The following is a 24,679-nucleotide window of genomic DNA, read 5'->3' as shown; positions in this document are numbered from 1 at the left end:
GGCGGGTATGCCACGCGAGGCGTCCGCAGGCGGTGTCGTCATCCGGGAGAGTGCCGGCCACTGGGAGGTGGCCGTCATCCGTCCCCATGGCCGCACCTTGTGGGCGCTCCCCAAGGGGCACGTGGACCCAGGTGAGTCGCCGGAGCAGACGGCGAGCCGCGAGGTGCGTGAGGAGACGGGGCTGTCCGTGTCGCTCATGGCCCCGCTGGGCGAGATTCGCTACGTGTACCAGTTCCGCGGACAGCGCATCTTCAAGCGCGTCCACTTCTTCCTGTTCCGCTATCAGGAGGGAGAGCTGGGGCCGCTGCCGGGACCGCGCATCGAGGTGGACGAGGTGCGCTGGGTGCCGGTGGTCCAGCTGGTGCCACTGCTGGGCTACAAAGGAGAGAAGGCCGTTGCCTCGCGGGCGGTGCGCTGGTTGCGCTCCCAGGGCCTGCTCCCCGAAGCCCCCTCCCCGGCGAGCATTGCCGGGAAGGAAGGGGGCTGAAGGGAACCGCAGGGACTACTTGGGCTCGTCGCCCGTGTACTTGCCGGACAGCGCCTCGCGCACGTCACGGTCGAACTTCACGCGGCCGGTGGCCACCTCGCGCAGGGACAGCACGGGGGGCTTGTTCTTGGACTGCTCGAGGATGGGGCGGGCACCCGCCATCAGCTGCCGCGCGCGCTTGGCGCCGAGCAGCACCAGCGCGAACCGGTTGTCGACGAGGGGGAGGCAGTCTTCGACGGTAACGCGAGCCATGGAACGTCCTTCGGATTTCGGTGGGGCTACTGGAAGCCTCTGAACCTAAAGAGCACCCCCCGGCGAGTCAAGGAAGGACGCACCGGAGGGCAGCCGGGCGGGCGGCCCGTGGCTGGAAAGACGGCGATGAGCAGGGCGACGAGGCCCCAGGCTGCCAGCCGGCTCGCCTGGGGGATGACCAGGCCCACGCCCAGCAGCACCTCCGCCACGCCGCTCAAATAGACGCGAACGCCTCGCCGACGATGGCGCGCGCCTCCTGGAGGATGTCTTGGAGGTGGGCTTCGTCGCGGAAGCTCTCCGCGTAGATTTTGTAGACGTCCTCAGTGCCGGAGGGACGCGCGGCGAACCAGCCGTTCTCCGCCACCACCTTGAGCCCGCCGATGTCCGCGTTGTTGCCGGGCGCGCGGGTGAGGCGCTGGAGGATGGGCTCACCGGCCAGCGTGGTGGCCTTCACCGCCTCCGGGGACAGCTTCTTCAGCGCGGCCTTCTGCGCGGCGGTGGCCGGCTGGTCGATGCGCGTGTAGTGCGGCGCGCCGAACTTCGCCGCCAGGGACTGGTAGTGCTCACCGGGGTCCTTCCCGGTGCGCGCGAGGATCTCCACCGACAGCAGGTCCAGGATGATGCCGTCCTTGTCCGTGGTCCACACCGTGCCGTCTCGGCGGAGGAACGACGCGCCGGCGCTCTCCTCGCCGCCGAAGCCGAGCGAGCCGTCCAGCAGCCCATCCACGAACCACTTGAAGCCCACCGGCACCTCGACGACGCGGCGGCCCAGGTCCTTCGCCACGCGGTCGATGAGGCTGCTGCTCACCAGTGTCTTGCCCACCGAGGTGCCGGGCTTCCAGCCGGGCCGGTTGCGATAGAGGTAGTCGATGGCGACCGCCAGGTAGTGGTTCGGGTTCATCAGCCCCAGGCTGCGGGTGACGATGCCGTGCCGGTCCGAATCCGCGTCGTTGCCGAACGCGATGTCATACGCGTCCTTCAGGCGCACCAGGTTCGCCATGGCATGGGGGGACGAGCAGTCCATGCGAATCTTCCCGTCGTGGTCCAGCGGCATGAACCGGAACGTCGGGTCCACCGTGGGATTCACCACGTGCAGGTTCAGCCCGTAGCGCGTGGCGATGGGCTCCCAGTACGCGACGTTGGAGCCGCCGAGCGGGTCCGCGCCGATGCGCAGCTTCGCGCCGCGCAGGGCCTCCATGTCGATGACGGTGCCCAGGTCCTCCACGTACGGGGTGATGAAGTCGTACGGCTTCACCGTGGGCGCGGTGCGCGCGCGCTCGTGGGGGATGCGCTGCACGCCCGCGTTGCCCGCGCCCAGCAGCGCGTTGGCGCGCTTCTCGATGACGGAGGTGACGTTCGTGTCCGCGGGGCCGCCGTTGGGTGGGTTGTACTTGATGCCACCGTCTTCCGGCGGGTTGTGGGACGGGGTGATGACGATGCCGTCCGCGAGCCCCGCCGTGCGGCCGCGGTTGTACGTGAGGATGGCGTGGGAGATGACGGGCGTGGGCGTGGCGCCATCGGTGAAGCGCACCTGCACGCCGTTCGCCGCCAGCACCTCCAGCGCTGTCTGCTGCGCGGGGGAGGAGAGGGCGTGGGTGTCCATGCCCAGGAAGAGCGGCCCGTCGATGCCCTGCTGCTGGCGGTACTCGCAGATGGCCTGCGTCACCGCGAGGATGTGGCCTTCGTTGAAGCTGTTGCGCGCGGAGGAACCGCGGTGCCCGGAGGTGCCGAAGGCCACGCGTTGCTCCGGCACGTCCACGTCGGGCCGGCCGGAGAAGTACGCGGCGCGCAGCTTCTCGGGGTCGATGAGGAAGTCTTCCGGAGGGGGCTTGCCAGCGAGCGGGTGGGCCATGGCCGCGGAACATAGCCATGCCCCACGGCGGAAGGCTCAACGATTCTGGCGAGCGTGCACCGCGTTACATCCTCCGGTGACGCGGCGCCGACGCTCAGGGCGTGAGGTTCAGCGTGTAGACGTCCGCGCTGATGTACACGGGGCGCATCCCCAGGTAGCGGTCACCAATCCGTTGGTTCCACAGACAGGAGTCGAAAGTCGTCTGTGGCGCATGAATGGCGTGGGCGTCTCCGGCCCAGAACGCGCCGTTGGCGGCCTCGGCGTAGAAGTAGGCTTGCCGGTGTGTCGTGTTGAGGACGTAGGCCGACTGCCCATTGTCGATGGACCACCAACCCCGCGTTCCCCAGACGCCCCAGGCGCCGCACCGGGCCGGGTCGTAGAACGAGATGCAGATCCAGATTCGATGGCCGTAGGAGTTCCGGAAATGGAGCTGGAACGAGCTCGCGAGCCCGGCGCCCGGGTCTGCCGCGGCAGCGGGCTCGGCGTCGTAGGGCGTCCGGATGAGCCCTGGGGAGGCGTTCACGCCAGGGTGCCTGGCGAGCCCGTCCCATTGGCGGGAGGCCAGGACGACTTCACGCGACGGGGCATCGCCCCACGCTCCGGTGGGATGGGGCTCCAGGCCACGGGCGCGCGCGGTGGACAGGCCACCGGCACCCAGGCCCATCAGTGTGCCTGCTCGAAGGAACCACCGCCGGTTCATCAGAAGCTGCTCAGATGGTCTCGCCACGAATCCCCCTTGGGAATGGAAGAGCCGCTGCATCCTAGGATGACGGGTCTTTCCGGTTTGGGTGCGTGGCGCCAGCCTGTGCGCTGGTGAACAGACAGGGCTTCTGGGCCCTGTCTGTCTTTGTCTGGCGTTGGCGTGGCGGACCGCGCGCCACGGATTCCGCTCAGGCGGTGGAGACGCTCGGCGAGGCAGGGGCCGTCTCTGGAGGCTCGTCGGAGGGCGTGGCCGCGTTCTCCGGGAGGAACGCGAGCAGCACCAGCGCGGGCACGGCGAGCAGCACGGTACCGGCAAAGAAAGTAGGCCAGCCCAGCCACTCAGCCAGGTAGCCGGAGGAGGCGGAGATGAGCCGGTTGGCCACCGTGCCCAGCGCGGACAGGAGCGCGTACTGCGTGGCGCTGAAGCTCTTGTGGCACAGCGACATCAGGTAGGCGGCGAAGGCCGTCACCGCCAGACCGCCGCAGAGGTTGTCCACGGTGATGGTGGCCGCCAGCATCAGGTCGTTCTTTCCCACCAGCGCCAGCCCCATGAACATCAGGTTGGTGAGGGCCTGCGCCGCGCCGAAGACGAAGAGGCTGCGCCGCGTGCCCAGCTTCACCATCAGCAGGCCGGCCAGCAGTCCACCCGCGATGGTGGACACCATGCCCAGGCCCTTGCTGAGCGCGCCAATCTCCGTGTTGGAGAAGCCCAGCTCTTTGTAGAAGGGCGTCACCATTCCGGCGGCGATGGCGTCTCCCAGCTTGTAGAGCACCAGGAAGAGGATGACGGCGATGGCGCCCTTGCGCGTGAAGTACTCCACGAAGGGCTTCACCACCGCGTCAGTCAGGTTGCGCGGCGGCTTCGAGCCCTGGGGCTCCGGGGCCAGGAGCGTGGCCACCACACCCACGGCCATCAGCAGGCCCATGATGAAGTACGTCTGGGACCAGCCGGCGATGTCCGACAGCGTCAGGGCCAGGGCGCCAGCGGTGAGCATGCCCAGTCGGTAGCCCGTGATGTACGTGGAGTTGCCGAGGCCGCGCTCCTCCACGGTGAGGATGTCCGTGCGCCACGCATCCGCGACGATGTCCTGACTGGCGGAGAGGAACGTCACCAGCACCGCCATGGCGGCCATGGTCACCGGCGCGTCCTTGGGATTCACCAGGCCCATGGCGGCAATGGCGCCCATGAGCAGCACCTGCGTCACCAGCATCCACCCGCGCCGCCGGCCCAGGAAGGGCAGGGTGTAGCGGTCCATCAACGGCGCCCAGAGCACCTTGAAGGTGTACGGCATGCTCACGAGTCCGAAGACGCCAATCGTCTTCAGGTTGACGCCTTCGTCCTTCATCCACGCCGACAGCGTGACGCCCGTCAACCACAGGGGCAGGCCCGAGGCGAAACCAACGGCTACGAGCAGCCAGATGCGCGGGCTCTTGAGAACTTCGAGGATGGAGGGCTTGGACATGGAGGGCGCGGGAGAACAGTGGCCAGCATAGAGAATCCACCCCGCACGTCACCATTCATGCGCGGGAATGTCCGCTCGGCTGTCCTCCTAGCCGGCCAGCGCGTCCAGCACCGCCATGCCCCGGCCGTCCGGGGACGAGCGCGCCCTTGGTGCGTGTCATCGCGCCAGCGCGGCATGAATCCAGGATGGCGATGCGGATGCCCGAGGAGGGCTCCGCGAGTCAGCGCTTGAGGTCGTCGAACCCCAGCCGCGTGTCGCCCAGCCGCAGCAGGAGCGCATGCATCTTCCGGGCGTCGTCCCGAGCGAAGCGCAGCGGACGCGTGTCGGCGCCGCCCTGGTCATCGCCGGCCACCAGCGCGAAGCGGCGCAGCGTGTCCGCGTCCGCTGCGGACGCTGCCAGGGCGAGCACCAGCGCCAGGGCGCGCGAGAGGCAGGGCGGACGGCTCATGGCTTCTGCAGCACCCAGTGCGTTTGCGCTCCGGGGACTTCCAGTTCGGCCATCCGGCCGACGTCGCCATCCGCCTGGGCAAAGGCGCGTCGGGCGGCTTCCACCAGCGTCTCCTGGGGCAGGGGCTCGTCACTCAGCACGACGATGACGCGCTCATCTCCGGAGCCGGTGAACTCCCAGCCTCCGGGCAGCCAGTGCTGTCCGCTTCCAGGTGCCACGGGGGCGCTGGCGCCCGCCTCCGGATACAACGGCGTCACCTCGCCAATGGCGTCCACTGACAGCGCCGCCACGTAGCGGTGCGTCCCCGCCTTGTAGCCCACGATTACCCGCTCACCCGGGTCGAGCGCCTCGGGCCTGCCCGGAGTGGCCTCCCGCTGCGGCCCCAGCCCCCCTCCGATGAGCAGCTCCGCCGTCGCGCCGCCCTTGAAATGGTTGAGTCCCACGATGGCGCCCGACTCCGCGTTGGAGCCCAACAGCAGGCGCACCAGCACCACCATCAGCAGCGACGCGGCGATGGCCACCGTCGTCGCCACCCAGCGGCGCGGCGGTGGCCGGGCGGAGTCCTGCTGCCGCCGCAGGGCCTGCTCCACGCCGGCCTCGAAGCGTTCGAAGGGGACTTCCGCTTCGAACCGTGTCTGGGCTTCCTGGATGCCGCGCAGGGCCTGGGCGCAGGTCTCGCACGAGGCCGCATGGGCCTGGACGCGGGCGGCCTCGGTGGTGGCCAGCTCTCCGGCGCTCAGGCGGCGCAGTGTCCATTCCGATTCGTGCGCGCTCATGGGACCTTCAGCTCCTCTCCGCCCAGCGCCGAGAAGTGCGCCAGCCGCTTGCGGATGGTGGGCACCGAGTGGCCCAGCAGCGCGGCCACTTCTTCCAGCGTCATTCCATCGCCGTGGGAGTGGATGGCGGCCGCCTGTGTCTCCACGTCCACGCGCACCAGCAACAGGCGCACCAGGTCCCGCGTCTCCATGGCCTCCTGCCCGCCATGGCCTTCAGGATGGTACTCGGCCTGTTGGCCTTCACCGTAGAAGGCCGTCAGCCCCTGCCCGTCGTTCCTGGAGGGCGAGCGCATCTCCACCATCTCCTTGGAGAGCAGCCCTTCCCGGAAGGTGTCTTCGTCGCTCGTCGCGTTGTCACAGCCCGTCACCAGCAGGGCGGCACACAGCAAGCTCTTGCGCAGCATGGTCCACGTTCCCTTCGAACGGCCCCCGGCAGGCCGTGCAGCAGCGTGTCTGCCTGCATGGACACAGTCCGGCCGGAAAACGGAAAAGGCGCCCGCAGGGTGCACGAAACGTTCGGAATCACGATGCTTGTAGGTTGGCTGCCCGCTCCCCAGGCATCTATTCCGCACCGGCGGACGGTCGAAATTCTCAGTCCCTACCTTTCGGCCATGGAAAAGAGACACCCCAACCATCCCGGCAAGATGGGTACGGACGCGCAGCTGGCAGAGCGTGAGCGGGCCCCGGACGAAATCAACGCCCGGGCCAGGGCCGTCGGGTTGCTTATCGACGCCGGGGTGCCCTTCGTCGTGGGTGGTGCCTACGCGTATGCGACATATACCGGCATCTACCGCGACACGAAGGACCTGGACCTCTTCCCCCGCAAGGCGGACGCGCTCCGGGCACTGCAAGTCCTGGAGAAGGACGGCTGGCGCACCGAGCGCGCGGACGAGGTCTGGCTCTACAAGGCCTTCAAGGGCGACTACTTCGTCGACTTCATCTTCTCCTCCGGCAACGGCGTGGCGGTGGTGGACGATGAGTGGTTCGAATACGCCCCGCGCGCCACCATCTTCGGCCACGAGTGTCTGGTGGCCCCCGCCGAGGAGATGATCTGGTCCAAGGCGTTCGTGAACGAGCGCGAGCGTTATGACGGCGCGGACGTGAACCACCTGCTGCTGAAGGCGGGCCGGAACATGGACTGGGAGCGGATGATGCGCCGCTTCGACCGGTACTGGGAGGTCCTGCTCAGCCACCTGATGATGTTCCGCTTCGCCTATCCGTCCGAGCGGGACGCCATTCCCGAATGGGTGATGGCGGAGCTGATGAGCCGCACGCTGCACACGCTGCGCGAGGGGTGCTGGGAAGAGAAGCTGTGCCGCGGCAACCTGATTTCCCGCGTGAACTATCACGTGGACATCCACCACTGGGGCTTCAGTGACGGGAGGTCCTGGGACGAGAACGAACGACAGCGAGGGGACGAGAGTGGCGCGCGATCCGGGCTCGAAAATTCGGTTGGCGGCGGTCGGTGACCTGCACTGCCGGGAAGACCACCACGGTCGCTTCCGGCAACTGGTCAAGCAGGTGAACGCCACGGCGGACCTGCTCGTGTTGTGCGGCGACCTCACCGACCGCGGAATGATTGAAGAGGGCAAGGTGCTGGCGGAGGAGCTGTCCGCGCTCCGCGTTCCCTGCGCCGCGGTGCTCGGCAACCACGACTATGAGCACAACCAGGTGAAGGAGATTTGCGGCGAGCTGGCCAAGGTCGGCGTCCACGTGTTGGACGGGGACCACTTCATCTTCGAGAAGGTGCTGGGCGTGGCGGGCGTGAAGGGCTTTGGCGGCGGCTTCGGCAACGCGACGCTCCAGGCTTTTGGCGAGGGCCAGACGAAGGCCTTCGTGCAGGAGGCCGTCACGGAGTCGCTCAAGCTGGAGGCCGCGCTGAGCCACCTCGACGTGGAGAAGAAGGTCGTCATCATGCACTACGCCCCGGTGCCGGACACGCTGGAGGGGGAGAACATCGAGATTCGCCCCTTTCTGGGCACCAGCCGCCTGTCCATGCCCATTGACCACTACGGCGCGGAGGCGGTGTTCCACGGGCACGCGCACCACGGCGCTCGCAACGGAAAGACGAAGAGCGGCATCCCCGTCTTCAACGTGGCCATGCCCCTGTTGGCGAAGCACACCCCGGACCAGCGGTATGTGTTGCTGGAGGTGTAGTCACCCCGCGGGGCAGCACAGTGTCGCGTAGCCGATATTGTGCGACCTGTCTGGCGGGTGGGCGCCTGAGGACGCAGCGCGCCCTGCACATGCTCCAGTTGGAGCACACGCTGACGGAGGGGCAGGGGAGGGGTGCTCAGCGCAGCACCTTCACGCTGACGCTTGGCGCTGCCTGTCGATGGGGCGAGGAGGGGCGCTCAGGGCGCCTGCTCCGTCTTCGCGGGCGGCTTCGGTGCGTCGGGGGCCTTCGCTGCTTCCTGCAAGTCCTCGGGCCTGGTGGGCAACGTCAGTCGTGACTCGGGCACCTTGAGGACGTCGGGGCCGGAGCCGCGGGCGTAGAGCGTGCCGGGTTCGTCGGGGACTTCAGTGCCGAGCCAGATCCGCGCCAGTTCGCGTCCCTCCGCGCCCAGCAGCACGGCGCCGGGGGAGTCCTCCGTCACGCCATACCGGGCCCAATTCTTGGGGTTCGTCTCGCCGTAGCCCGTGGCCTTCAGACCTTCCAGCGCGCGCAACAGCGAGGCGAGCTTGAAGTGCTGTGCCTTGCCCCGCTGCGGGGACTCCATGTCCCAGTGACCGGCGCCTTCGTTGGCTTCCGACGTGTTCACCACGGTGATGGCGGGCGCGCCACTGCCCGGGTGGAACACGATGCGGCGGACGTCCTGGCGCCGGAACTCCAGCACGCGCCGGTCCTTCAGCTCCCGGACGCTCACGTCCAGCACGCCGAGGGCGTCCTCGGGTACCTCACCCAGCACGGCTTGCGTCCCCTGCTCGCGCAACGCAAAGGCGCGCACGGCGCCGTCTTCCGTCACGCGGGACATCCGCACTCGCACCGGCTCGCCCGGGCCACTGGTGAAGCGGGCGTCCACCACCGGTGCCTCCAGGCCCAACCGCTTCCGGGACTCCGGCGTGTCTTCGGGGAAGGACAGTGCCCGCTGCTCCACCAGGGCCTTCAGCAGGTCCGCGACACGCGTCGCGTTCGCGTTGGCGGCCACCGGCGCGACCAGCCGCCAGCCCGCGCCGTCCGCGTCCCGCGTCAGTTGATACGCACCCTGCGGCGCCTTCACCTCGATGCCCTTCAGCGCACGCTCGTCCAGGGGTGTCAGGAGGTCCTTGGCGCGCAGGGCGAAGGTGTCCCGGTCCAGGGCCCAGCGCACCGTCCCCGCGGCGGCGTGGACCGTCGGCTCCGCGTCTCGGCGTACGTAGACGGAGCCGTCGTAGGTGTTCTCCTTGCCACAGTGCAGCGTCACCGTGCGCTCGCGGGTGGGGTCCTGCGCCCCCTGGCCTTGAGCATCTGGCACGAAGGCCCGGGCCGTGACGGTGAAGAGCGGCGGTTTCAGGCCGTACGCGTCCAGGTCGGCGTCGGTGGGCGCCTCCTTCACGGTGGCGCTGAAGCTCGAAGACGCCAGCGTGCCGAGGATGGTCTCCACCACGGCCGCCTCCGCGCGAGCGGACACGGGCGCCGTCATCTTCCATGTGCCGTCCTGCTCGCGAACCAGCTCCGTGGTGACGCCCCGGGCCCGCACCGTCAAGTGTGTGAAGACAGGCTTCGCGGCAGGCGCCCCGTCGTCCTGTCCGCGCGTCTCCTCCGTCTCCGTGACGAAGAGGCGCTGCTGGGCGTCGGCTTTCCGCCGGGCCTCGTTCGCTTCGGACGCCTTCTCACCGGTACATGCGGTGAGCCCCATGCCCGCCGTGACGACGGTGAGGATGCTCCACCGCCACCTTCCGCGGGCCGGCGTCACTTGTTGCGCCTCGACAGCCAGATGGCCAGGCCCACGCCCAGCAGCGTCAGCGGCATGAGGTCCGTGGCGAAGAATCGGATGCGGCTGAGCGTCGCCGCGTCCAGCTCCAGCGTGGACACCTCGCGGTCCGGCGGGCGGATGGTGATTTTCGTGAGCTGGTTGGACGCCCAGCCCAGCGCGTTCATCACCAGATTACGGTTGGGCTCATGGCCCCAGTTCGGGTCCAGGAGAAGCTCCGAGTCCCCCATCACCACCAGGCGCGCTTCATCAAAGCGCTTGCCCGGCGAGGCCTGGGTATCACGCGTCACGGCGGCCACCAGCACCAACTGGCCCGTCTTCTCGCCATCCGAAGGCACCGCGTTCTCCTCAGGCGTGCTCTCCACCCATCCGTACTGGGACGTGAGGACCACCGGCTGCACCTGGACGCCCGGCGCCATCCCCATGCGCAGCAGGGTCAGGCTGCGCGGGGTGGGGAACTCCACGTTGAGTCCCCGCTGGTGCAGCGGCTTGCCAATCTCGTGGTCGCTGTAGAAGAGCGACAGCACCACGAAGGGATTGCCGCTGTTGTACTGCGCGTCCGCGACGATGCCCTCATCCACCTGCACGCCGTGCTCCGCCAGCAGTCCCTCCAGGCCATCCCGGAGGCCGGCGTCAGCGAAGTAGAGCATGCGTCCTCCGGAGGCGAGATAGCGCTGGAGCAGCTCCTTCTCCGGCGCGGTGTAGGGCCCCCGGGCCCCCGCGATGATGACCAGCGCGGCGTCCCGTGGCACGTCTTGGACACCCGCGAGGTTCAGCGGTTCCGCGGTGTAGCCCTCCTGGAGCAACTGCCTCCGGAATTCGGACAGGCTGGCGCCCGGGTCATGGGGCGGCGCCTGCTCCTTGTCCAGTGGCCACTCCCCGTGGCCGGTGACGAAATAGACCTTCTGGGTGCCCACCGCGTTCAACTTGAGGACCGCGTGTGTCAGCTCCTGCTCGGACACGGTGGCGAGCAGCGTGTGCGTGGCGTGCTCGCCCTCGCCGCGTACCAGCACCACCGCCGTCTGGCCCTCACGCACCTGGTACTTCGCGGCCAGGTCCGGGCTTCGGCGCGGGTCCTTGAACGAGTACTCGAACTTCCCCGGCGCTTCAGCATGGTAGAGCGCGAAGAGCGCTTCCAACTGGCCGTACTGGGCATGCGCCGGGGTGATGAACGCGATGGCTCGCACCTGGTCGGGAATGGCGGCCAGCGTGGACACCGTCTGCGGCGCCAGCGTGTGGATGCGCGCCTGCGTCAAATCCCAGCGCCGGTTCTGCTTGAAGGCCAGGTAGTTCACCGCCACCAGCACGGCGAACACGCCCAGCGTGGTGAGCACCGTGGTGGCGAAGAAGCTGCTGGAGCGGCGGGTGGCGAACTGGCCGAACTGCCGGTAGTTCGTCGCGCCGTAGATGCCCACCAGCACCAGTCCCGCGCCCGCCTTCACGGCGGCGGTGACGGCGCTGTCCGAGGTGATGAACAGGGTGAACGGACTCGACAGCAACAGCAGCAGTCCGAACGCGCCCAGGACCTTGCCGACATGGCCCGCCTTCATGTCAGGCCCACCGCTGCGCATCCACCGTGCGGTGGGTGAGGAAGAGGGAGAAGCCGATGACGGAGGCGAAGAACACCAGCGACTGCGCGTCCAGCACGCCCTTGATCATCCCCTGCAACTGGAGGTCGCAGGCGACGTAGGACAGCGCGGAGCGCAGCGGCTCCTCCGCGCGGCGGGCCACCTGGCCCAGCAGCATCCACGCCAGCAGGACACAGAAGGTGAGGAAGGCCGCCAGCATCTGGCTCTCCGTCAGCGCGGAGATGAACAGGCCCACGGCCATGCAGGTGGCGCCCCATAGCAGCAGCGCGCCGTAGCCCAGCAGGACGGTGGACCACTCCAGCGCCAGCCCGGACTCGCTGTGGCCCAGCGCGGACAGCAGGAGCGGGAAGACGAGCGTGAGCGCCAGCGTGGCGGAGATGACGCCCAGGCCGCCCAGGTACTTGCCCAGCACGATTTCAATGGGCCGCACCGGGGCCGTCATCAGCAGCTCGAAGGTGCGGTTGCGCTTCTCCTCCGCGAACAGCCGCATGGACAGGAACGGCGTGACGACCAGGGTGATGACCAGGACGCTGCCCCACAGCTCCACCACCACCCCGTCCGTGAGGTTGCGGTACATGTTGAAGTCCGGGGACATCTGCGCCCAGCCCACCCGGCGCGCCACACCCTGGACGTCGTTGAACGCCTGCAGCAGGTCCATGAAGTAGAAGGCCGTCAGCGCCGCCATCGCCGTGAAGACGGCGTAGGCCCACGGCGTGGTGAAGTAGATGGACAGTTCCTTGCGGGCAATCGCCAGGGCGGTGCGCATGGAGGCGGGGTCCTCGAAAAGGGGGGCCGCGCTCAGGCGGCGGTCAGCTTGATGAAGACTTCTTCCAGCGACGCGTTCTCCGCCTGCCCGTGGATGCGGGCCAGCTGGGAGATGTCGTCGTACGCGGCCATCTTCCCCTGGTGGATGATGAGCACCTTCTGGCACGTCATCGTGACCTCCGGGAGGATGTGCGTGGAGAGGATGACGGTGTGCTTGCCGGCCAGGCCCTTGATGAGGGCGCGCAGCTCGGCGCGCTGCGCGGGGTCCAGGCCTTCGGTGGGTTCGTCCAGGATGAGCACCGGTGGGGAGCCGAGCAGCGCCTGGGCGATTCCCACACGCTGCTTGTAGCCCTTGGACAGGTTCTGGATGACGCGGTCCATGACGTGCGTCACGCCCATGAGGGCGGCCACCCGGTCCAACTCGGCCTTGAGGGCGCTCCCCGACAGCCCCTTCAGCGAGGCGACGAAGCGCAGATAGCCTCGCACCGTCATCTCTACGTAGAGCGGCGGCATCTCCGGCAGGTAGCCGATGCGGCGCTTCACCTCGAGCGGCTTCGCTTCGACGTCATCGCCCCCGACGCGGACCACCCCCTCCGACGGCGGGAGGAAGCCGGTGAGGATTTTCATGGTGGTGGACTTGCCCGCCCCGTTGGGGCCCAGGAACCCGAGAATCTCACCCGCCTCGACCTGGAAGGTGAGGTCGTCCACGGCCACCCGGTCTCGGTATCGCTTCGTGAGGTGCTGGACCTCGATCATCGGCATGGGCGCGGTATTAAACCCGACATTGGCGTGTCAAGGCGACACCGACTCCGGGTGTGGGCGTCGTTCAGCGGCTGGCCAGACTTCTGCAGGGAGGCCTACCAGTGTGGTTTTCCGGACACGCCGAACAAGGGTAGTGAGTCGAATCATGCCAATCGTGGTCCAGAAGTACGGCGGCTCGTCGGTCGCCGGCGTGGAGAAGCTCCGCAAGGTCGCCCAGCGGGTGAAGGACAAGCGCGAGGCGGGCTATCAGGTGGTGGTGGTGGTGAGCGCCATGGGCGACACCACGGATGAACTGCTGGCGCTGGCCAAGGGCGTTTCGGTGGACCCGCCGCGCCGCGAACTGGACATGCTGCTCACGTGTGGCGAGCGCATCTCCATGGCGCTGCTCTCCATGGCGCTCCAGGAGATGGACGTGCCGGCCATCAGCTTCACCGGCAGCCAGAGCGGCATCATCACCACGGACGCGCACGCGCAGGCCCGCATCGTGGAGGTGCGGCCGTATCGCATCCACGATGAGCTGGCGCGGGGCAAGGTCGTCATCGTCGCGGGTTACCAGGGCGTCTCCTTCAAGAAGGAAGTGACGACGCTGGGGCGCGGTGGCTCGGACACGACGGCGGTGGCGCTGGCGGCGGCGCTGGACGCGGAGGCGTGTGAAATCTACTCGGACGTGGACGGCGTGTTCAGCGCGGACCCCCGGGTGGTGCCGGACGCGCGCAAGCTGGAGTCGCTGAGCTACGACGAGATGCAGGAGTTGGCGAGCGCGGGCGCCAAGGTGCTCAACGCGCAGGCGGTGGAGTGGGCCAAGGCGCGCGGCATCACCATCCTCGCGCGCACGGCGCACGGCCAGGGAACGGGCACCGCGGTCCAGGAGCTGGCCGTCCCCACGGACCACCGCCTCAAGGGTGTCACCGCCGACGCGGAGACGGCCGTGCTTTCCGCCTCGGAGCCCATCCGCCTGGCGGAGCTGCTGGAGTTCCTGGATGCGCGCGCCGTGCGCGGGCGGACGCTGGACTTCGAGGGCCCGGTGGGCGGGGCACGCAGGACGGTCATCACCGTGCCCCTGGCGGACATCCACGGCGCGGACGCGCTGCGCCGGGAGCTGGCCACGCGCTTCGGTGACGCCGTGTCCTGGCGCGAGGACCTGGGCACCGTCACCTGCGTGGGCGTGGGGTTGAACGCGGACTGGGCGCCGCTGCGCCGCGCGCTGGCCGCCGCCGAGGAGCTGGGGGCTCACGTGCACGCGGCCCATACGTCGCCTTTGCAACTGACGCTGCTGGTGGACAAAGCACACCTGAAGGCGCTGACGGCCCGACTGCACCGAGAGCTCCTGGGGGGGTAGGCCTTTTCCCACCCTGGGCTTTTGTCCGGGGGAGCCATCCGAATCATTGCTCCAAGAGGGCACCCGCTTCCCTCCTGAGTGTTCGTGCCTACCCTCCGCTCCAAAGGCCGTGGCTTGGAGGAACGGAATGGCTCAGGCAGGCCGTTGGGCGGGTTGGGTGTGTGGGCTTGCGCTCGTGTTCGGTGGCATTGGCTGTGACGAGGCGGCCGTGCGCCCGGTGTTACCGGGTGACAAGCACGACACGCCCCCCCTGAACGACGGCTATGACGGCGGCGACGGTGAGCCGCATCCGGGCGTCATTGACGCGGGTGTGCCGGACGCCGGCACTGGGCAGCCCGAGCCTCCCGACGCGGGCCCGGTGGAGCTGCCCGCGCGAGGCGCGGACGCCGTGCGCGAGGAGAACCGCCGCCCGGGGACCACGGCGTGGCGCATCACCCGCAACGCCCACAGCCGCGAAATCGAAGGCTATGCGCTGAAGGCCACGCTGACGCAGGGCGAGACGCTGCGCGTCGCCGTGTCGGTGTCCGAGGCCCGGACCTTCCGCTGGTACGTGTACCGGATGGGGTACTACGGCGGCACGGGCGCCCGTGAGCTGGCACGCGGAGGCCCGGTGGCCGGCGTGCGCCAGGGCGACTGTCCCGCGGACCGGTCCACGGGCCTCGTCGCCTGTCGCTGGGCGCCCACGCTGGAGATACCCGTCGGTGAAGGCTGGGTGCGCGGCGTGTACGTGGTGAAGCTGGTGCGTGAGGACAACCACCAGCGCTACGTGCCCTTCTTCGTGCGCGACGCGAATCCGCGCGCCGAGGTTGCTGTCCTCATCCCCACCGCCACCTGGGCCGCCTACAACACCTGGGGGGGCACCAGCCTCTATGACGACCGCGACCGGGTGATGCGCGAGCACGGCGTCAGCCGAGCCTTCCGCGTGTCCTATGACCGACCCAACTACCGGGGCCATGGCAGTGGCCACCTGCTGACGGACGACCTGAGCCTCGTTCAGTGGCTGGAGTCGCAGGGCCTGGACGTGGGCTACTTCACCGACGAGGACCTGGACGCCAGCTACGACTTCCTGGCCGGCGCCAAGGTCTTCTTCATGTCGGGCCACGACGAGTACTGGAGCCCGCGCATCCGCGAGCACGCGGACCGGGCGGTGGCGGAAGGCCGGTCGCTGCTCAACCTGGGCGCGAACAATGCGTACTGGCAGGCGCAGATGGAGCCGTCCAGGGACGGCCGGCCGCGGCGCATCATCGCCTGCTACAAGGGCCACGCGAACGACCCGTACACGGGAGCCCAGCGCACGGTGAAGTTCCGCGAGCGCGTCGTGGGCCGTCCGGAGAACGCGCTCCTGGGCGTGCAGTTCTCCTCCCGCTGGCACCAGTTCGGCTTCCCCGCCGTCATCACCAACCCGGGGCACTGGGCACTGGCGGGCTCGGGGCTGAAGGCCGGTGACACGCTGTGGATGGCCAACGGCTACGAAGTGGACCAGTTGGTGAGCAACGGCAGCTCGCCGGAGGGGCTGGAGGTGCTGGCCGAGTCCCCATTGCTGTCGCTCCAGGGTGCCTTCGGCTTCGGCCACATGGTGCTGCGCAAGCAGGGCCGCGCCTACATCTTCTCCTCGGGCGGCATCGACTTCGTGCGCACGCTGGCCTCCGAGGACATGGCGGACCCGCGCGCGGCCCGCATCGTCGCGAACGTGCTCTACAAGGCGCTGGGCCGGCCGGTACCCGACACGCTGGTGCGCTTCGAGCGGCAGAACGTGTCGAGCCCCCAGGGGCCCTCCGCGGCCGACGTGTGCACGGTGGCGGGCGTGCCCGGAAAGCGTGTCCGCGCCGGTGTCCCCGTGGCGGGCAACTCGCTGGGGGCGCCCACCGCGGTGGCCCTGCTGCCGGATGGGGGAATCGTTGTCGCGGACGGCCTGGGCAACGCGGTGAAGCGGGTGACGCCGGGGGGCGAGGTGAAGACGGTGGCCTCCGGCCTCAATGGCCCCATGGGCATCGCCGCGGACACCGCGGGCAACGTGTACGTGGCCGACACGGACCACTACGTCATCCGCCGCATCGACCCGGAAGGGAAGGTGGAGGTGTTCGCGGGCGGGACGCCGGGCCTGATGGACGGCCCCGCGAAACAGGCGGCCTTCGACCAGCCCACGGGCCTGGCGGTGACGCCGGATGGCACCGCGCTGCTGGTGGCGGACATGAACAACGGCGTGATTCGCCGCATCGACCTGGTGGCGGAGGGCCACCCGGTGACGACGCTGCAGGGTGACTGGCTCTACCGGCCCTCGGGCGTGGCGGTGAGCGCGGATGGGAACACGCTGTTCGTCGTCGAGTCCGGCATGTCCCGGGTGGTGCGCATCCGCGACGGCCTTACGTCGGTGGTGGCGGGCACGACGCCGGGCTTTCGTGACGGCGCGCCGGAGTCGTCCCAGTTCCTGCCGTACCTGGGCATCGCGGTGCTGAAGGATGGCTCGCTCGCGGTGTCGGACCCGGGCAACTACCGCGTGCGCCGCGTCGTCCTGAACGCGGACGGCAGCGCGCGGAAGGTGACGACGCTGGCCGGCAGCGGGCGCTACGGCCACTCGGACGGGCGGGGAGACAAGGCGGACCTCGTCCTCCCGGCCGGTCTGACGGTGGGGCCGGACGGCCGCCTCTACGTGGCGGACGCCGGCAATTCGCTGGTGCGCGCCATTACTCCATGAGCGCGGGAGTGGTGGCCTCGGGGCAGTCCGACTCCACCGCGCCGATGTCCGGCGCGGCGCCGCAGTAGGGCAGCCCAGGTCCGCGCCCCGGTCCACCGCGCGCTCGCCGGGCATCAGCGTGTCAGACGGGCTGACGTACCACTCCCGAGCGTAGGCGGGCGGCTCCGGTACCTGCGGCTCACGGACGGGGGGCGGCTGCTCCACCACGGACGTGTCGTCTTCGTCATCGCCGTCGTGGCCAGAACCGTCGTCGTTGTCGTTCCGCGGCGTGGGCGTCGGCATGTTGGGGGCCGAGGGCCGCCGCGAGCCAGGGTCGCTGGGAAGTGGGCCCGAATCTCGAGCAGGGGAGCGGGACTTCAGTCCGGCGCGCGGGTGCTGCCCAGAATCCAGGAAAGGTACGGCGCGTGCCCCTCCGCGATGTCCACGCGCAGCACCTCCGGGACGTCGTAGGGATGCAGCTCGACGATGCGCGCGCGCAGCGGCTCGAAGAGGGCCGCGCGCGTCTTGAGGATGAGCAGGACCTCGGGCTCGTCCTGGACCTTCCCCACCCACCGGTAGATGGAGCGCAAGCCGGGAACGATGTTGCCGCACGCGGCGAGCTGCGCTTCCACCAGCGCGCGGGCCAGCTCGGCGGCCTTGTCCGCGGTGGGCGCGGTGACGAGGACGATGATGGCGTCAGTCATGGGCGCAGGATGCGTGAAGCCTGCGCCGGCCGTCGAGCGGGATGGCGCAGACAGCCGTCCCGCGCGACTACCGTCCCAGTGGGCGCCCGCCGCCCGTCGCATGGTGCATGGGCGCGTCCATCTCCTGCCGGGTGCGGCGCCGGTCCGGGGTGTCCTTTGGAAACTCCACGAATGTGCACAGCTCGCACAGCCGGCTGTAGATGCGCTCACCCACGCGCTCGCGGAGCAGCTCCGTGTCGCGGACCGCGCTGCGTGAGTCCTCGGTGGTGCGGTAGCCTGTCGGCGCCGCGCTTCGGATGGCGCGCTTCTCCGGCTCCAGGGAGTAGTTCGACGCGAAGAGCGTGGTGCGGCCCGCGTTGTAGCGGCGGGCAATCAGCTCATCGAGCGTCTCCATCTCGAAGGGGCTGCCGCGGCCCTTGCCCATCTCGTCGATGGCCAGCACCTCCACCTCCGACAGGGGCCCGATGATTTCGCCGCCGCTCTTGCCCTCCTGGAATCCACGCCGGATGGTCGCGTAGAGGAGGGAGATTTCGACGTAGCGCCCACGCACGCCCAACTCCAGAGCCAGGTGCGCCAGCGTCGCCGCCAGGAGGTGTGTCTTCCCGGTGCCTACGGGCCCGCTGAGGATGAAGCCCTTGGACGAACCACCCGGCACATACTGGAAGGCGAACTGCATGGCCACATTGCGGCCCCTGTCCTGTTCCTCCTTGGATGCGCGGTAGTTTTCGAAGTTTGCATGCGCTGCTGAGGCAGGCAGACCCAGCGCATCGAAGCGAGCAATGCGCTTTCGCAGCTTTGTGCATGTGCACGCCTCCATCACCTCGTAGCGCCGGGGGCCCATCTTCTGGCTGAACTCGCCCTCGCGCTCGACCAGCACGTGCCCGCGCCCGCCGCACACCGAGCAGTGCTCGGAGCACGCGCAGATGCGCGCCTGGGCCTGGTCCCCGCGGCGCTCGATGACATAGGTCCGCCCGCCGCACACGCCACACGCCTCGCCATTCGCCTTTGGAGCCATCTCACGCACCGCCATACCAGAGCCTCTCCTCGGCCGTCAGTCCACTGAACGGGCAGTCAGGCGTTCCGCCCACCTACATCTCCTTCACGCCCAGCCGCCGGCGCACCGTCGCCAGCACCCGGAAGCGCCGGGACACCTTGCGGGCGCGCGGCGACATCACCTGTTGTTCAGCGGACGCCGCCAGGGCCTCACGCCACACGGCGCGCCGGTCCAGGAAGGGCAGGGCGCGCAGCACCAGCAGGAACGCCAGCGCTTCCTGGGCGTCCATGGCCGCCGGCTCTTCCGGGACATGCGCCAGGACGGTGATGCGCAGGTTGCGCACACGGTGCGACAGCGCTTCGTTCCGCCCCGCCAGGTCCTCGAGCGCCGCGCACAGCCGCGCGTGCCGGGTCTCCTCCCAGGAACGGGCCCGCTTGCGCTTGGGGCTGGAGGAGGGTTCCTCACCCGCGCCCGCCGCCAGCTCCCGGTACTTCTTGATCTCCGACTCCACCTGCCGACGGCACGCGCGCAGCGAGCGCAGCACCGGCTCTCCGGGCCGCGCGTCCCAGAGGGCCTTTTCCGCCGAGCGGGAGATGCCGCGCGCCACCACCTCGAAGGGAACGCCTTCCCGGGCCCAGGTCGTCAAAAGCTCGGTGTCCAGCGCGGAGAGCATCAGCCCCGCACCACGCACAGCGAGGAAGTAGTCCTGCACCAGCTCTTCGAAGCTGGCGCTTTCGGGGAGGAGACTCATGATCCGACGCGTACTCCAGTGCAGGGAGGCCGGACAACCGACCGTCCGTTCCCCCATACCTGGCAGGTCCGACATGGCAACTCCAGGGCGCCGATTTTCACAGCGAATCTGGAAGATTTTGAACCGACGCTCCCCGAGGAAAGCAGGCGGCCAGTCAGTGTTGACCCGCCGCGCGGAAACCGCGCATAGTGAGGGTCCCCGAATGGAAATTCCCGAAGATTCCCGGACACTTGCCTACCACGCAAGCAACTGGGGACGCCGGTGCCCCTCTCCTAGGAAGACCATGCGCCGTTCGCTTCTCGTCTGCCTCGTCCTCCTGGCCACGGCCTCCGCCGCCCAGGAGAAGAAAGCCCCGCGCGATGCCGATCTCGGCCGGAAGTCCGCCACCGCGGTGGACAAGTCCCTGGCTGGCGACATCACCCGTGAAAAGAAGAAAGAAGAGGTCGCCCCCGCACTCCAGTACGACCAGTTCCGGCTGGGCGTCGAGCTGCAGGTGGCCTCCAAGCGGCGCGAGCAGATCCAGTCGCTGAAGAAGATCATCTCCCTGTCGCCGGATCCGAAGGAGGCCCCCAGCCTCCTGTTCCGCCTGGGTGAGTTCTACTGGGAGGAGTCCAAGTTCTTCTTCTTCGAGGCCAACCGGAAGGATGACGACCTCATCCAGGCCATGAACCGCAACGACGCCGCGGGCCAGCAGCGGGCCAAGGCGGAGAAGGCGGAGTTCATCGCGAAGCAGAAGGAGTACGGCAAGCTCGCGGTGGAGCAGTACACGAAGATCGTCCAGGAGTACCCGAACTTCGAGCGCACCGACGAGGTGCTCTTCTTCCTCGGCCAGCACCTCATGGAGGATGGCCAGGACCGCAAGGCGCTGGTGGCCTTCAAGCGCCTGGTGGAGAAGCACCCGCAGTCGAAGTTCATCCCGGATGCCTACTTCGCCTTCGGCGAGTACTACTTCAACAACTCCAAGGGGAAGCGCCCGGAGCTGGAGAAGGCGCTGGTGGCGTACAAGAAGGCCGCCGAGTTCCCCGAGAGCCAGGTGTACGCCTTCGCCCTCTACAAGCAGGGCTGGTGCCACTACAACATGGGCGACTTCGAGTCGGCCAAGGACAAGTTCAAGACGGTGGTGCTCTACGGTGAGCTCGCCGGCGCCAACGCCCTGGAGAAGGACGGCGGCAAGGGCGGCGGCCGAAACTCGCTGCTGCGCGAGGCGCGCACCGACTACGTGCGGGCGTTCGCGCACCAGGGTGACGTGGCGCAGGCCCGGGCGGAGTTCGGCAAGGTGGCCACCAACCCGGAAGACCGCTTCACGATGCTGAAGCAGCTGGCCAACCTGTACTACGGCGATGGCAAGGACCGCGAGGCGGCCATCACCTACAACGGCCTCATCAAGGAGAAGCCGCTGTCCCCCGAGGCGCCTGGCTTCCAGGGCCGCATCGTCGACTGCATCCTCCGCATGGGCAACAAGGAGCGCACCGTGGTCCAGGTGCGCCGGCTCGTGAAGATCATGAAGGAGGTCGAGGGCTCCGGCGTCATCAAGGAGGACAAGGACAAGAAGCTGCTGGCGGAGGCGAAGGAGCTGTCCGAGCGCACGCTGTCCAACCTCGCCGTCACTTGGCACAACGAGGGCAAGAAGACGCGCAACGAGGAGACGTTCCGCTACGCGGACGCGGTGTACAGCGACTACCTCACGCTCTTCCCGGAGAACCCCAAGGCGTACGACCTGCGCTTCTTCTGGGCCGAACTGCTCAACGACAGCCTGCAGAACTTCGACAAGGCCGCCGCCAACTACACGCTCGTCGTGCTCCAGGACGCCAAGGTGCTGGAGGCCAAGGACGACAAGGGCAAGCCGAAGCCGGGCAAGCCGGGCAAGTGGCTGCAGAACGCCGCCTACAACGCCGTGCTGGCCTACGACGAGGTCGTCAAGGCGGGCGAGGCGCGGGGCGAGGGCAAGAGCGAGGCGGTGGGCTCGGACATCACCAAGAAGGCCACCATCCCCACGCTGAAGAAGGCGCTGCTCGACGCGTGCGAGCGCTACCTCAAGTACGTGCCCAAGGGTGAGAAGCGGGTGGAGATCGCCTTCAAGGCGGCCAACATCTACTACCGCCACAACCACTTCGACGAGGCGGTGCTGCGCTTCAGCGAGATCGCGCTCGGCTACCCCGAGTACAAGTTCGAGAACGGCGAGCGCGCGGCGGAGATCTCCGCCAACCTCATCCTCGACTCGTACCACCTGCTGCAGGACTACGCGAAGGTGAACGAGTGGGCGCGGCGCTTCTACGCCAACGACAAGCTGGCGGTGGGCAAGTTCCGCGACGACCTGGCGAAGCTCATCGAGCAGTCGTCCTTCAAGCTCGTCAGCCAACTGGAGGAGAAGAAGGAGTTCGAGAAGGCCGCCGAGGCGTACCTCGCCTTCGTGAAGGACTTCCCGCAGACGGAGATCGCCGACCTGGCGCTCTACAACGCGTCCGTCGACTACTACAAGGCGAAGCGCCTGGATAAGGCCATCGAGGTGCGCAAGCGCCTGTTCGCCGAGTACCCGCGCTCCAAGCACGTGCCGGACTCCATCTACGCGAACGCGGAGGCGCTGGAGGCCATTGGCGACTTCGAGGACGCGGCGGCGACGTACGAGGCCTACGTGCGCGGCTACGAGCGCAGCCTGGGTGAGAAGGGCAACGCCAAGGCGCGTGGTGGCGGCAAGAAGAAGCGGGGCGCGGCGGACGACAACAAGCCCGCGGTGGTGCAGAAGTGGGACGAGTCCAAGGCGCAGGTGGCGCTCTTCAACGCCGCCACCTACCGCGAGGGCCTGGGCCAGGTGAAGGCGGCGCTGCGCAACCGCGAGCACTACCTGACGCTGTGGCCGCGCGCGAAGGACGCCGACGAAATCCGCCTCTCCATCATCGACCTGACGGCCAAGAGTGGCGCCGCGTTCAAGGCCATCAAGATGCTGGAGGAGTACGAGCGCGACAACATGCGCTCCCCCAGCCGGTTCCTGGCCGCCGAGGGCCGCATCGTCGACCTGTACAAGAAGATGGGCAAGACGCGTGACGTGGTCCGCATGCAGAAGCGCATCTTCGAGCACTTCGACCAGCTGCCCCGCCGCGTGCAGGGCTCGCTGGAGAAGCCGGCGCTCGCCACGGCCGCGCAGGCGCAGTTCCTGTCGGTGGACCTGGACTGGAACGAGTACCGGCGCCTGAAGCTGTACTGGGGTGCTCCGCCGTCGCCGGACCGCTTCAAGGCGAGCATCCAGGACAAGAGCCGCGCGCTCCAGGTGGTGGAGAAGAAGTACGTGCAGACGGTGACGCTGGGCGCGCCCGAGCCCGCCATCTGCGCGCTGCACCGCATTGGCCTGGCGTATGACCACTTCGCCGACCGCCTCATCAACGCGCCCATGCCGCGCGGCCTGGATGAGGAGTCGGAGCAGGCGCTGCGCGACGAGTTCGCCAACCAGGCGCAGCCGCTCAAGGACAAGGCGACCGAGGCGTTCTCCGCCACGGTGGCCAAGAGCCGCGAGCTGGACGTCTACAACGATTGCGCCGCGGAGAGCCTGAAGCTGCTGCGCACCACGTACCAGCCGGACCGCTACCCCGAGATGCCCGATGAGAAGGTGGCGCTGAAGGGCCGCGTGCAGCTCATCGGCGGCGACCTGCTGGCCAACATCCAGGACGTGCCGCCGCCGGCGCCCAAGGCGGCGGACGCGCAGCAGGCCCGGGCGGAGACGCTGCAGGAGGACCTGACGGACCTCACCGCGCAGCTGCGCTCGCAGACCGAGACCCAGGTGGACGCCCGCCCGGCGGCCACCACCAACGGCGCCACTCCCGCGAAGCAGGGCGGGAATGACGAGGAGCCGGAGGACTTCCTCTAATGAACCGGACGAACCGCACCATGCGCCTGTTCCCCCTGTTGGCGGCTGTCTCGCTGGCCGCCGCCGGTTGTACTTCCTCCAAGGCCACCGGCCCCGCTACGGGCAAGACGGGGGATCCGAACGCCGGCAAGACGGAGGCCCTGCAGCCCATCTCCAACACGGCCAAGGCCCGCTTCGAGGACGCGCTGAAGGCGTTCGACACGCAGAAGAAGGCCAAGGCCATCGACTACCCGTCGCTGGAGCGGAAGTTCCAGTCCGCTCTGGAGGCGGACGGGAACCTCGCCGAGGCCGACTACAACCTGGGCGTGCTCGCCGAGCGTCAGGGCAAGCTGACCGAGGCGCGCAACCACTACAAGACGGCGCTCACGAAGAAGCCCTCGCTGCGTCAGGCCTCTGAGAACCTGGCGGTGATGGAGCAGAACGCGGGCAACGTCGCCGGCGCGGTGGCGCTGTACCAGGAGGTGCTCCAGCGCTACCCGGATGACGCGCAGTCACGCGCGCGGCTGGCGGAGATCTACCGGCAGCAGGGGGACCACACCAAGGCCATGGACCTGACGCGCGCCGCGCTGATGCGCGACCCGCAGTCCACCACCGCGCTGAAGGTGATGATCCGCAGCTACCTGGATCGCAAGCAGCTCGCCATGGCGAAGCTGGTGGCCCTGCGCGGCGTGAAGCTGGACGCGGCGGACCCGGAGCTCCACCACGCCGTGGGCCTCATCCTCCTGCAGGAAGGGGACGTGGATGACGCGCGCCTGTCCTTCAAGAAGGCGCTGGAGGTCCGCGAGGACTACGTGCCGTCACACGTGGAGCTGGCGCAGCTGGCCCTGGCCGCGGAGAACTACCCCGCCGCCGAGCAGCACCTGCGCCGCATCCTCCAGGCGGACGGGAAGAACGCCGCCGCGCACCTGGACCTGGGCGTCGCCTACAAGGGCATGGGCCAGTTCGACAAGGCCATGCAGGAGTACGACGAGGCGGAGAAGCTCGACCCCGAGCTGGCGGCCGTGAACCTCAACCGCGCCATCATCCTCCACAAGGTGAAGGACGCGCCCGAGCGCGCCTCGGAGCTGTACCGCAAGTACATCGCCATGGCCGGCGGTGAGGTGGCGCTGCCCGCCGAGGCCCCCGTGTACGCCCTGCTGCGCGAGGTGGAGGTCGTCGTCAACGCCAAGCGCGAGGCCAAGTTCGCCGAGGAGCAGGCGAAGCAGATGGAGGAGCTGCAGAAGCAGCAGCAGGCCCAGATGCAGGCCGCGGAGAAGGCGGCCGGGACGGCGAACCCGCCCGCCACCGCCGCGACGCCGGCCTCCGGCACGGGCCCCGCGCCCCAGGTCACCCCCGCCAGCGGCAACAC

Annotated in this window: 21 protein-coding genes; 7 read left to right on the top strand and 14 right to left on the bottom strand. The window is 68.7% G+C overall.

Annotated elements, in window-relative coordinates:
• The first annotated feature begins 7 nt into the window (after positions 1-7).
• Positions 8-487, top strand: coding sequence for an NUDIX hydrolase (locus tag F8M74_RS34390; RefSeq protein WP_090493118.1), 480 nt, complete (start codon positions 8-10; stop codon positions 485-487).
• A gap of 15 nt (positions 488-502) precedes the next feature.
• On the opposite strand, the gene rpoZ is transcribed toward F8M74_RS34390, so the two are convergent.
• From rpoZ to F8M74_RS34355, 7 genes are all read right to left on the bottom strand, one after another.
• Positions 503-739, bottom strand: a complete 237-nt coding sequence (gene rpoZ, locus F8M74_RS34385; protein WP_011554872.1) for a DNA-directed RNA polymerase subunit omega — start codon at positions 737-739, stop codon at positions 503-505.
• Between the two features lie 214 nt (positions 740-953).
• The gene (gene pgm, locus F8M74_RS34380) at positions 954-2,591 is read right to left on the bottom strand and encodes a phosphoglucomutase (alpha-D-glucose-1,6-bisphosphate-dependent) (protein ID WP_141257737.1); all 1,638 of its coding nucleotides are present in this window, start codon (positions 2,589-2,591) and stop codon (positions 954-956) included.
• A gap of 94 nt (positions 2,592-2,685) precedes the next feature.
• On the bottom strand, positions 2,686-3,318 hold the full coding sequence (locus F8M74_RS34375) for a DUF1036 domain-containing protein (protein ID WP_228560749.1): 633 nt from the start codon (positions 3,316-3,318) through the stop codon (positions 2,686-2,688).
• A 163-nt stretch (positions 3,319-3,481) separates the two neighbouring features.
• Positions 3,482-4,756 (bottom strand): AmpG family muropeptide MFS transporter, encoded by a 1,275-nt coding sequence (locus F8M74_RS34370; protein ID WP_141257738.1) that lies wholly within the window; start codon positions 4,754-4,756, stop codon positions 3,482-3,484.
• A gap of 220 nt (positions 4,757-4,976) precedes the next feature.
• Positions 4,977-5,204: a hypothetical protein gene (locus F8M74_RS34365; protein ID WP_228560748.1), complete on the bottom strand. Its 228-nt coding sequence runs from the start codon at positions 5,202-5,204 to the stop codon at positions 4,977-4,979.
• On the bottom strand, positions 5,201-5,980 hold the full coding sequence (locus F8M74_RS34360) for a DUF4384 domain-containing protein (protein WP_141257739.1): 780 nt from the start codon (positions 5,978-5,980) through the stop codon (positions 5,201-5,203). Before F8M74_RS34360 ends, F8M74_RS34365 begins: the two co-directional genes overlap by 4 nt.
• On the bottom strand, positions 5,977-6,384 hold the full coding sequence (locus F8M74_RS34355; protein ID WP_141257740.1) for a sigma-70 family RNA polymerase sigma factor: 408 nt from the start codon (positions 6,382-6,384) through the stop codon (positions 5,977-5,979). The genes F8M74_RS34360 and F8M74_RS34355 overlap by 4 nt, the downstream gene beginning before the upstream one ends.
• Before the next feature lie 240 nt (positions 6,385-6,624).
• Between F8M74_RS34355 and F8M74_RS34350 the strand changes: the two genes are divergently transcribed.
• Both F8M74_RS34350 and F8M74_RS34345 read left to right on the top strand, forming a co-directional pair.
• Positions 6,625-7,449 carry a nucleotidyltransferase gene (locus tag F8M74_RS34350; RefSeq protein ID WP_171410369.1) on the top strand — a complete coding sequence of 275 codons (825 nt, stop codon included), beginning with the start codon at positions 6,625-6,627 and terminating at the stop codon, positions 7,447-7,449.
• On the top strand, positions 7,433-8,137 hold the full coding sequence (locus F8M74_RS34345; protein WP_141257741.1) for a metallophosphoesterase: 705 nt from the start codon (positions 7,433-7,435) through the stop codon (positions 8,135-8,137). Before F8M74_RS34350 ends, F8M74_RS34345 begins: the two co-directional genes overlap by 17 nt.
• 197 nt (positions 8,138-8,334) lie before the next feature.
• Here F8M74_RS34345 and F8M74_RS34340 read toward each other — a convergent pair whose 3' ends face one another.
• From F8M74_RS34340 to F8M74_RS34325, 4 genes are read right to left on the bottom strand one after another with little or no spacing between them, the layout of a single operon-like run.
• A complete protein-coding gene (locus F8M74_RS34340; RefSeq protein ID WP_141257742.1) occupies positions 8,335-9,876 on the bottom strand; it encodes a DUF4340 domain-containing protein in 1,542 nt (513 codons plus the stop codon).
• Complete coding sequence (locus F8M74_RS34335; RefSeq protein WP_141257743.1) at positions 9,873-11,444, bottom strand: GldG family protein; 1,572 nt, start codon at positions 11,442-11,444, stop codon at positions 9,873-9,875. Before F8M74_RS34335 ends, F8M74_RS34340 begins: the two co-directional genes overlap by 4 nt.
• A 1-nt stretch (position 11,445) precedes the next feature.
• Entirely contained in the window at positions 11,446-12,249 is an 804-nt protein-coding gene (locus F8M74_RS34330; protein WP_141257744.1) for an ABC transporter permease, read from the bottom strand.
• Positions 12,250-12,281: 32 nt separating this feature from the next.
• Positions 12,282-13,004, bottom strand: coding sequence for an ABC transporter ATP-binding protein (locus F8M74_RS34325; RefSeq protein ID WP_141257754.1), 723 nt, complete (start codon positions 13,002-13,004; stop codon positions 12,282-12,284).
• Positions 13,005-13,155: 151 nt separating this feature from the next.
• Between F8M74_RS34325 and F8M74_RS34320 the strand changes: the two genes are divergently transcribed.
• The gene (locus F8M74_RS34320) at positions 13,156-14,349 is read left to right on the top strand and encodes an aspartate kinase (RefSeq protein ID WP_141257745.1); all 1,194 of its coding nucleotides are present in this window, start codon (positions 13,156-13,158) and stop codon (positions 14,347-14,349) included.
• A 127-nt stretch (positions 14,350-14,476) separates the two neighbouring features.
• The gene (locus F8M74_RS34315; RefSeq protein ID WP_141257746.1) at positions 14,477-17,044 is read left to right on the top strand and encodes a N,N-dimethylformamidase beta subunit family domain-containing protein; all 2,568 of its coding nucleotides are present in this window, start codon (positions 14,477-14,479) and stop codon (positions 17,042-17,044) included.
• Between the two features lie 356 nt (positions 17,045-17,400).
• Here the strand turns inward: F8M74_RS34315 and cutA are convergent, their stop codons facing one another.
• The 3 genes from cutA to F8M74_RS34300 all read right to left on the bottom strand — a co-directional run bounded on the left by cutA (position 17,401) and on the right by F8M74_RS34300 (position 19,472).
• A complete protein-coding gene (cutA, locus tag F8M74_RS34310) occupies positions 17,401-17,727 on the bottom strand; it encodes a divalent-cation tolerance protein CutA (protein ID WP_141257747.1) in 327 nt (108 codons plus the stop codon).
• Positions 17,728-17,794: 67 nt separating this feature from the next.
• Positions 17,795-18,757 (bottom strand): ATP-binding protein, encoded by a 963-nt coding sequence (locus F8M74_RS34305; RefSeq protein ID WP_141257748.1) that lies wholly within the window; start codon positions 18,755-18,757, stop codon positions 17,795-17,797.
• A 58-nt stretch (positions 18,758-18,815) separates the two neighbouring features.
• The gene (locus F8M74_RS34300; protein WP_171410367.1) at positions 18,816-19,472 is read right to left on the bottom strand and encodes a hypothetical protein; all 657 of its coding nucleotides are present in this window, start codon (positions 19,470-19,472) and stop codon (positions 18,816-18,818) included.
• A gap of 283 nt (positions 19,473-19,755) precedes the next feature.
• Here F8M74_RS34300 and F8M74_RS34295 point away from each other — a divergent pair, with 283 nt between their 5' ends.
• Complete coding sequence (locus F8M74_RS34295) at positions 19,756-23,331, top strand: tetratricopeptide repeat protein (RefSeq protein ID WP_171410366.1); 3,576 nt, start codon at positions 19,756-19,758, stop codon at positions 23,329-23,331.
• Positions 23,331-24,679, top strand: a 1,349-nt coding sequence (gene gltE / locus F8M74_RS34290; RefSeq protein WP_163884694.1) for an adventurous gliding motility TPR repeat lipoprotein GltE, incomplete at its 3' end; no start/stop codon positions are given. The genes F8M74_RS34295 and gltE, both read left to right, overlap by 1 nt.

It is taken from the genome of Myxococcus sp. CA023 (assembly GCF_010998615.1).
GTDB lineage: Bacteria > Myxococcota > Myxococcia > Myxococcales > Myxococcaceae > Myxococcus.
This window is presented reverse-complemented; position numbering and strand designations above follow the sequence as displayed.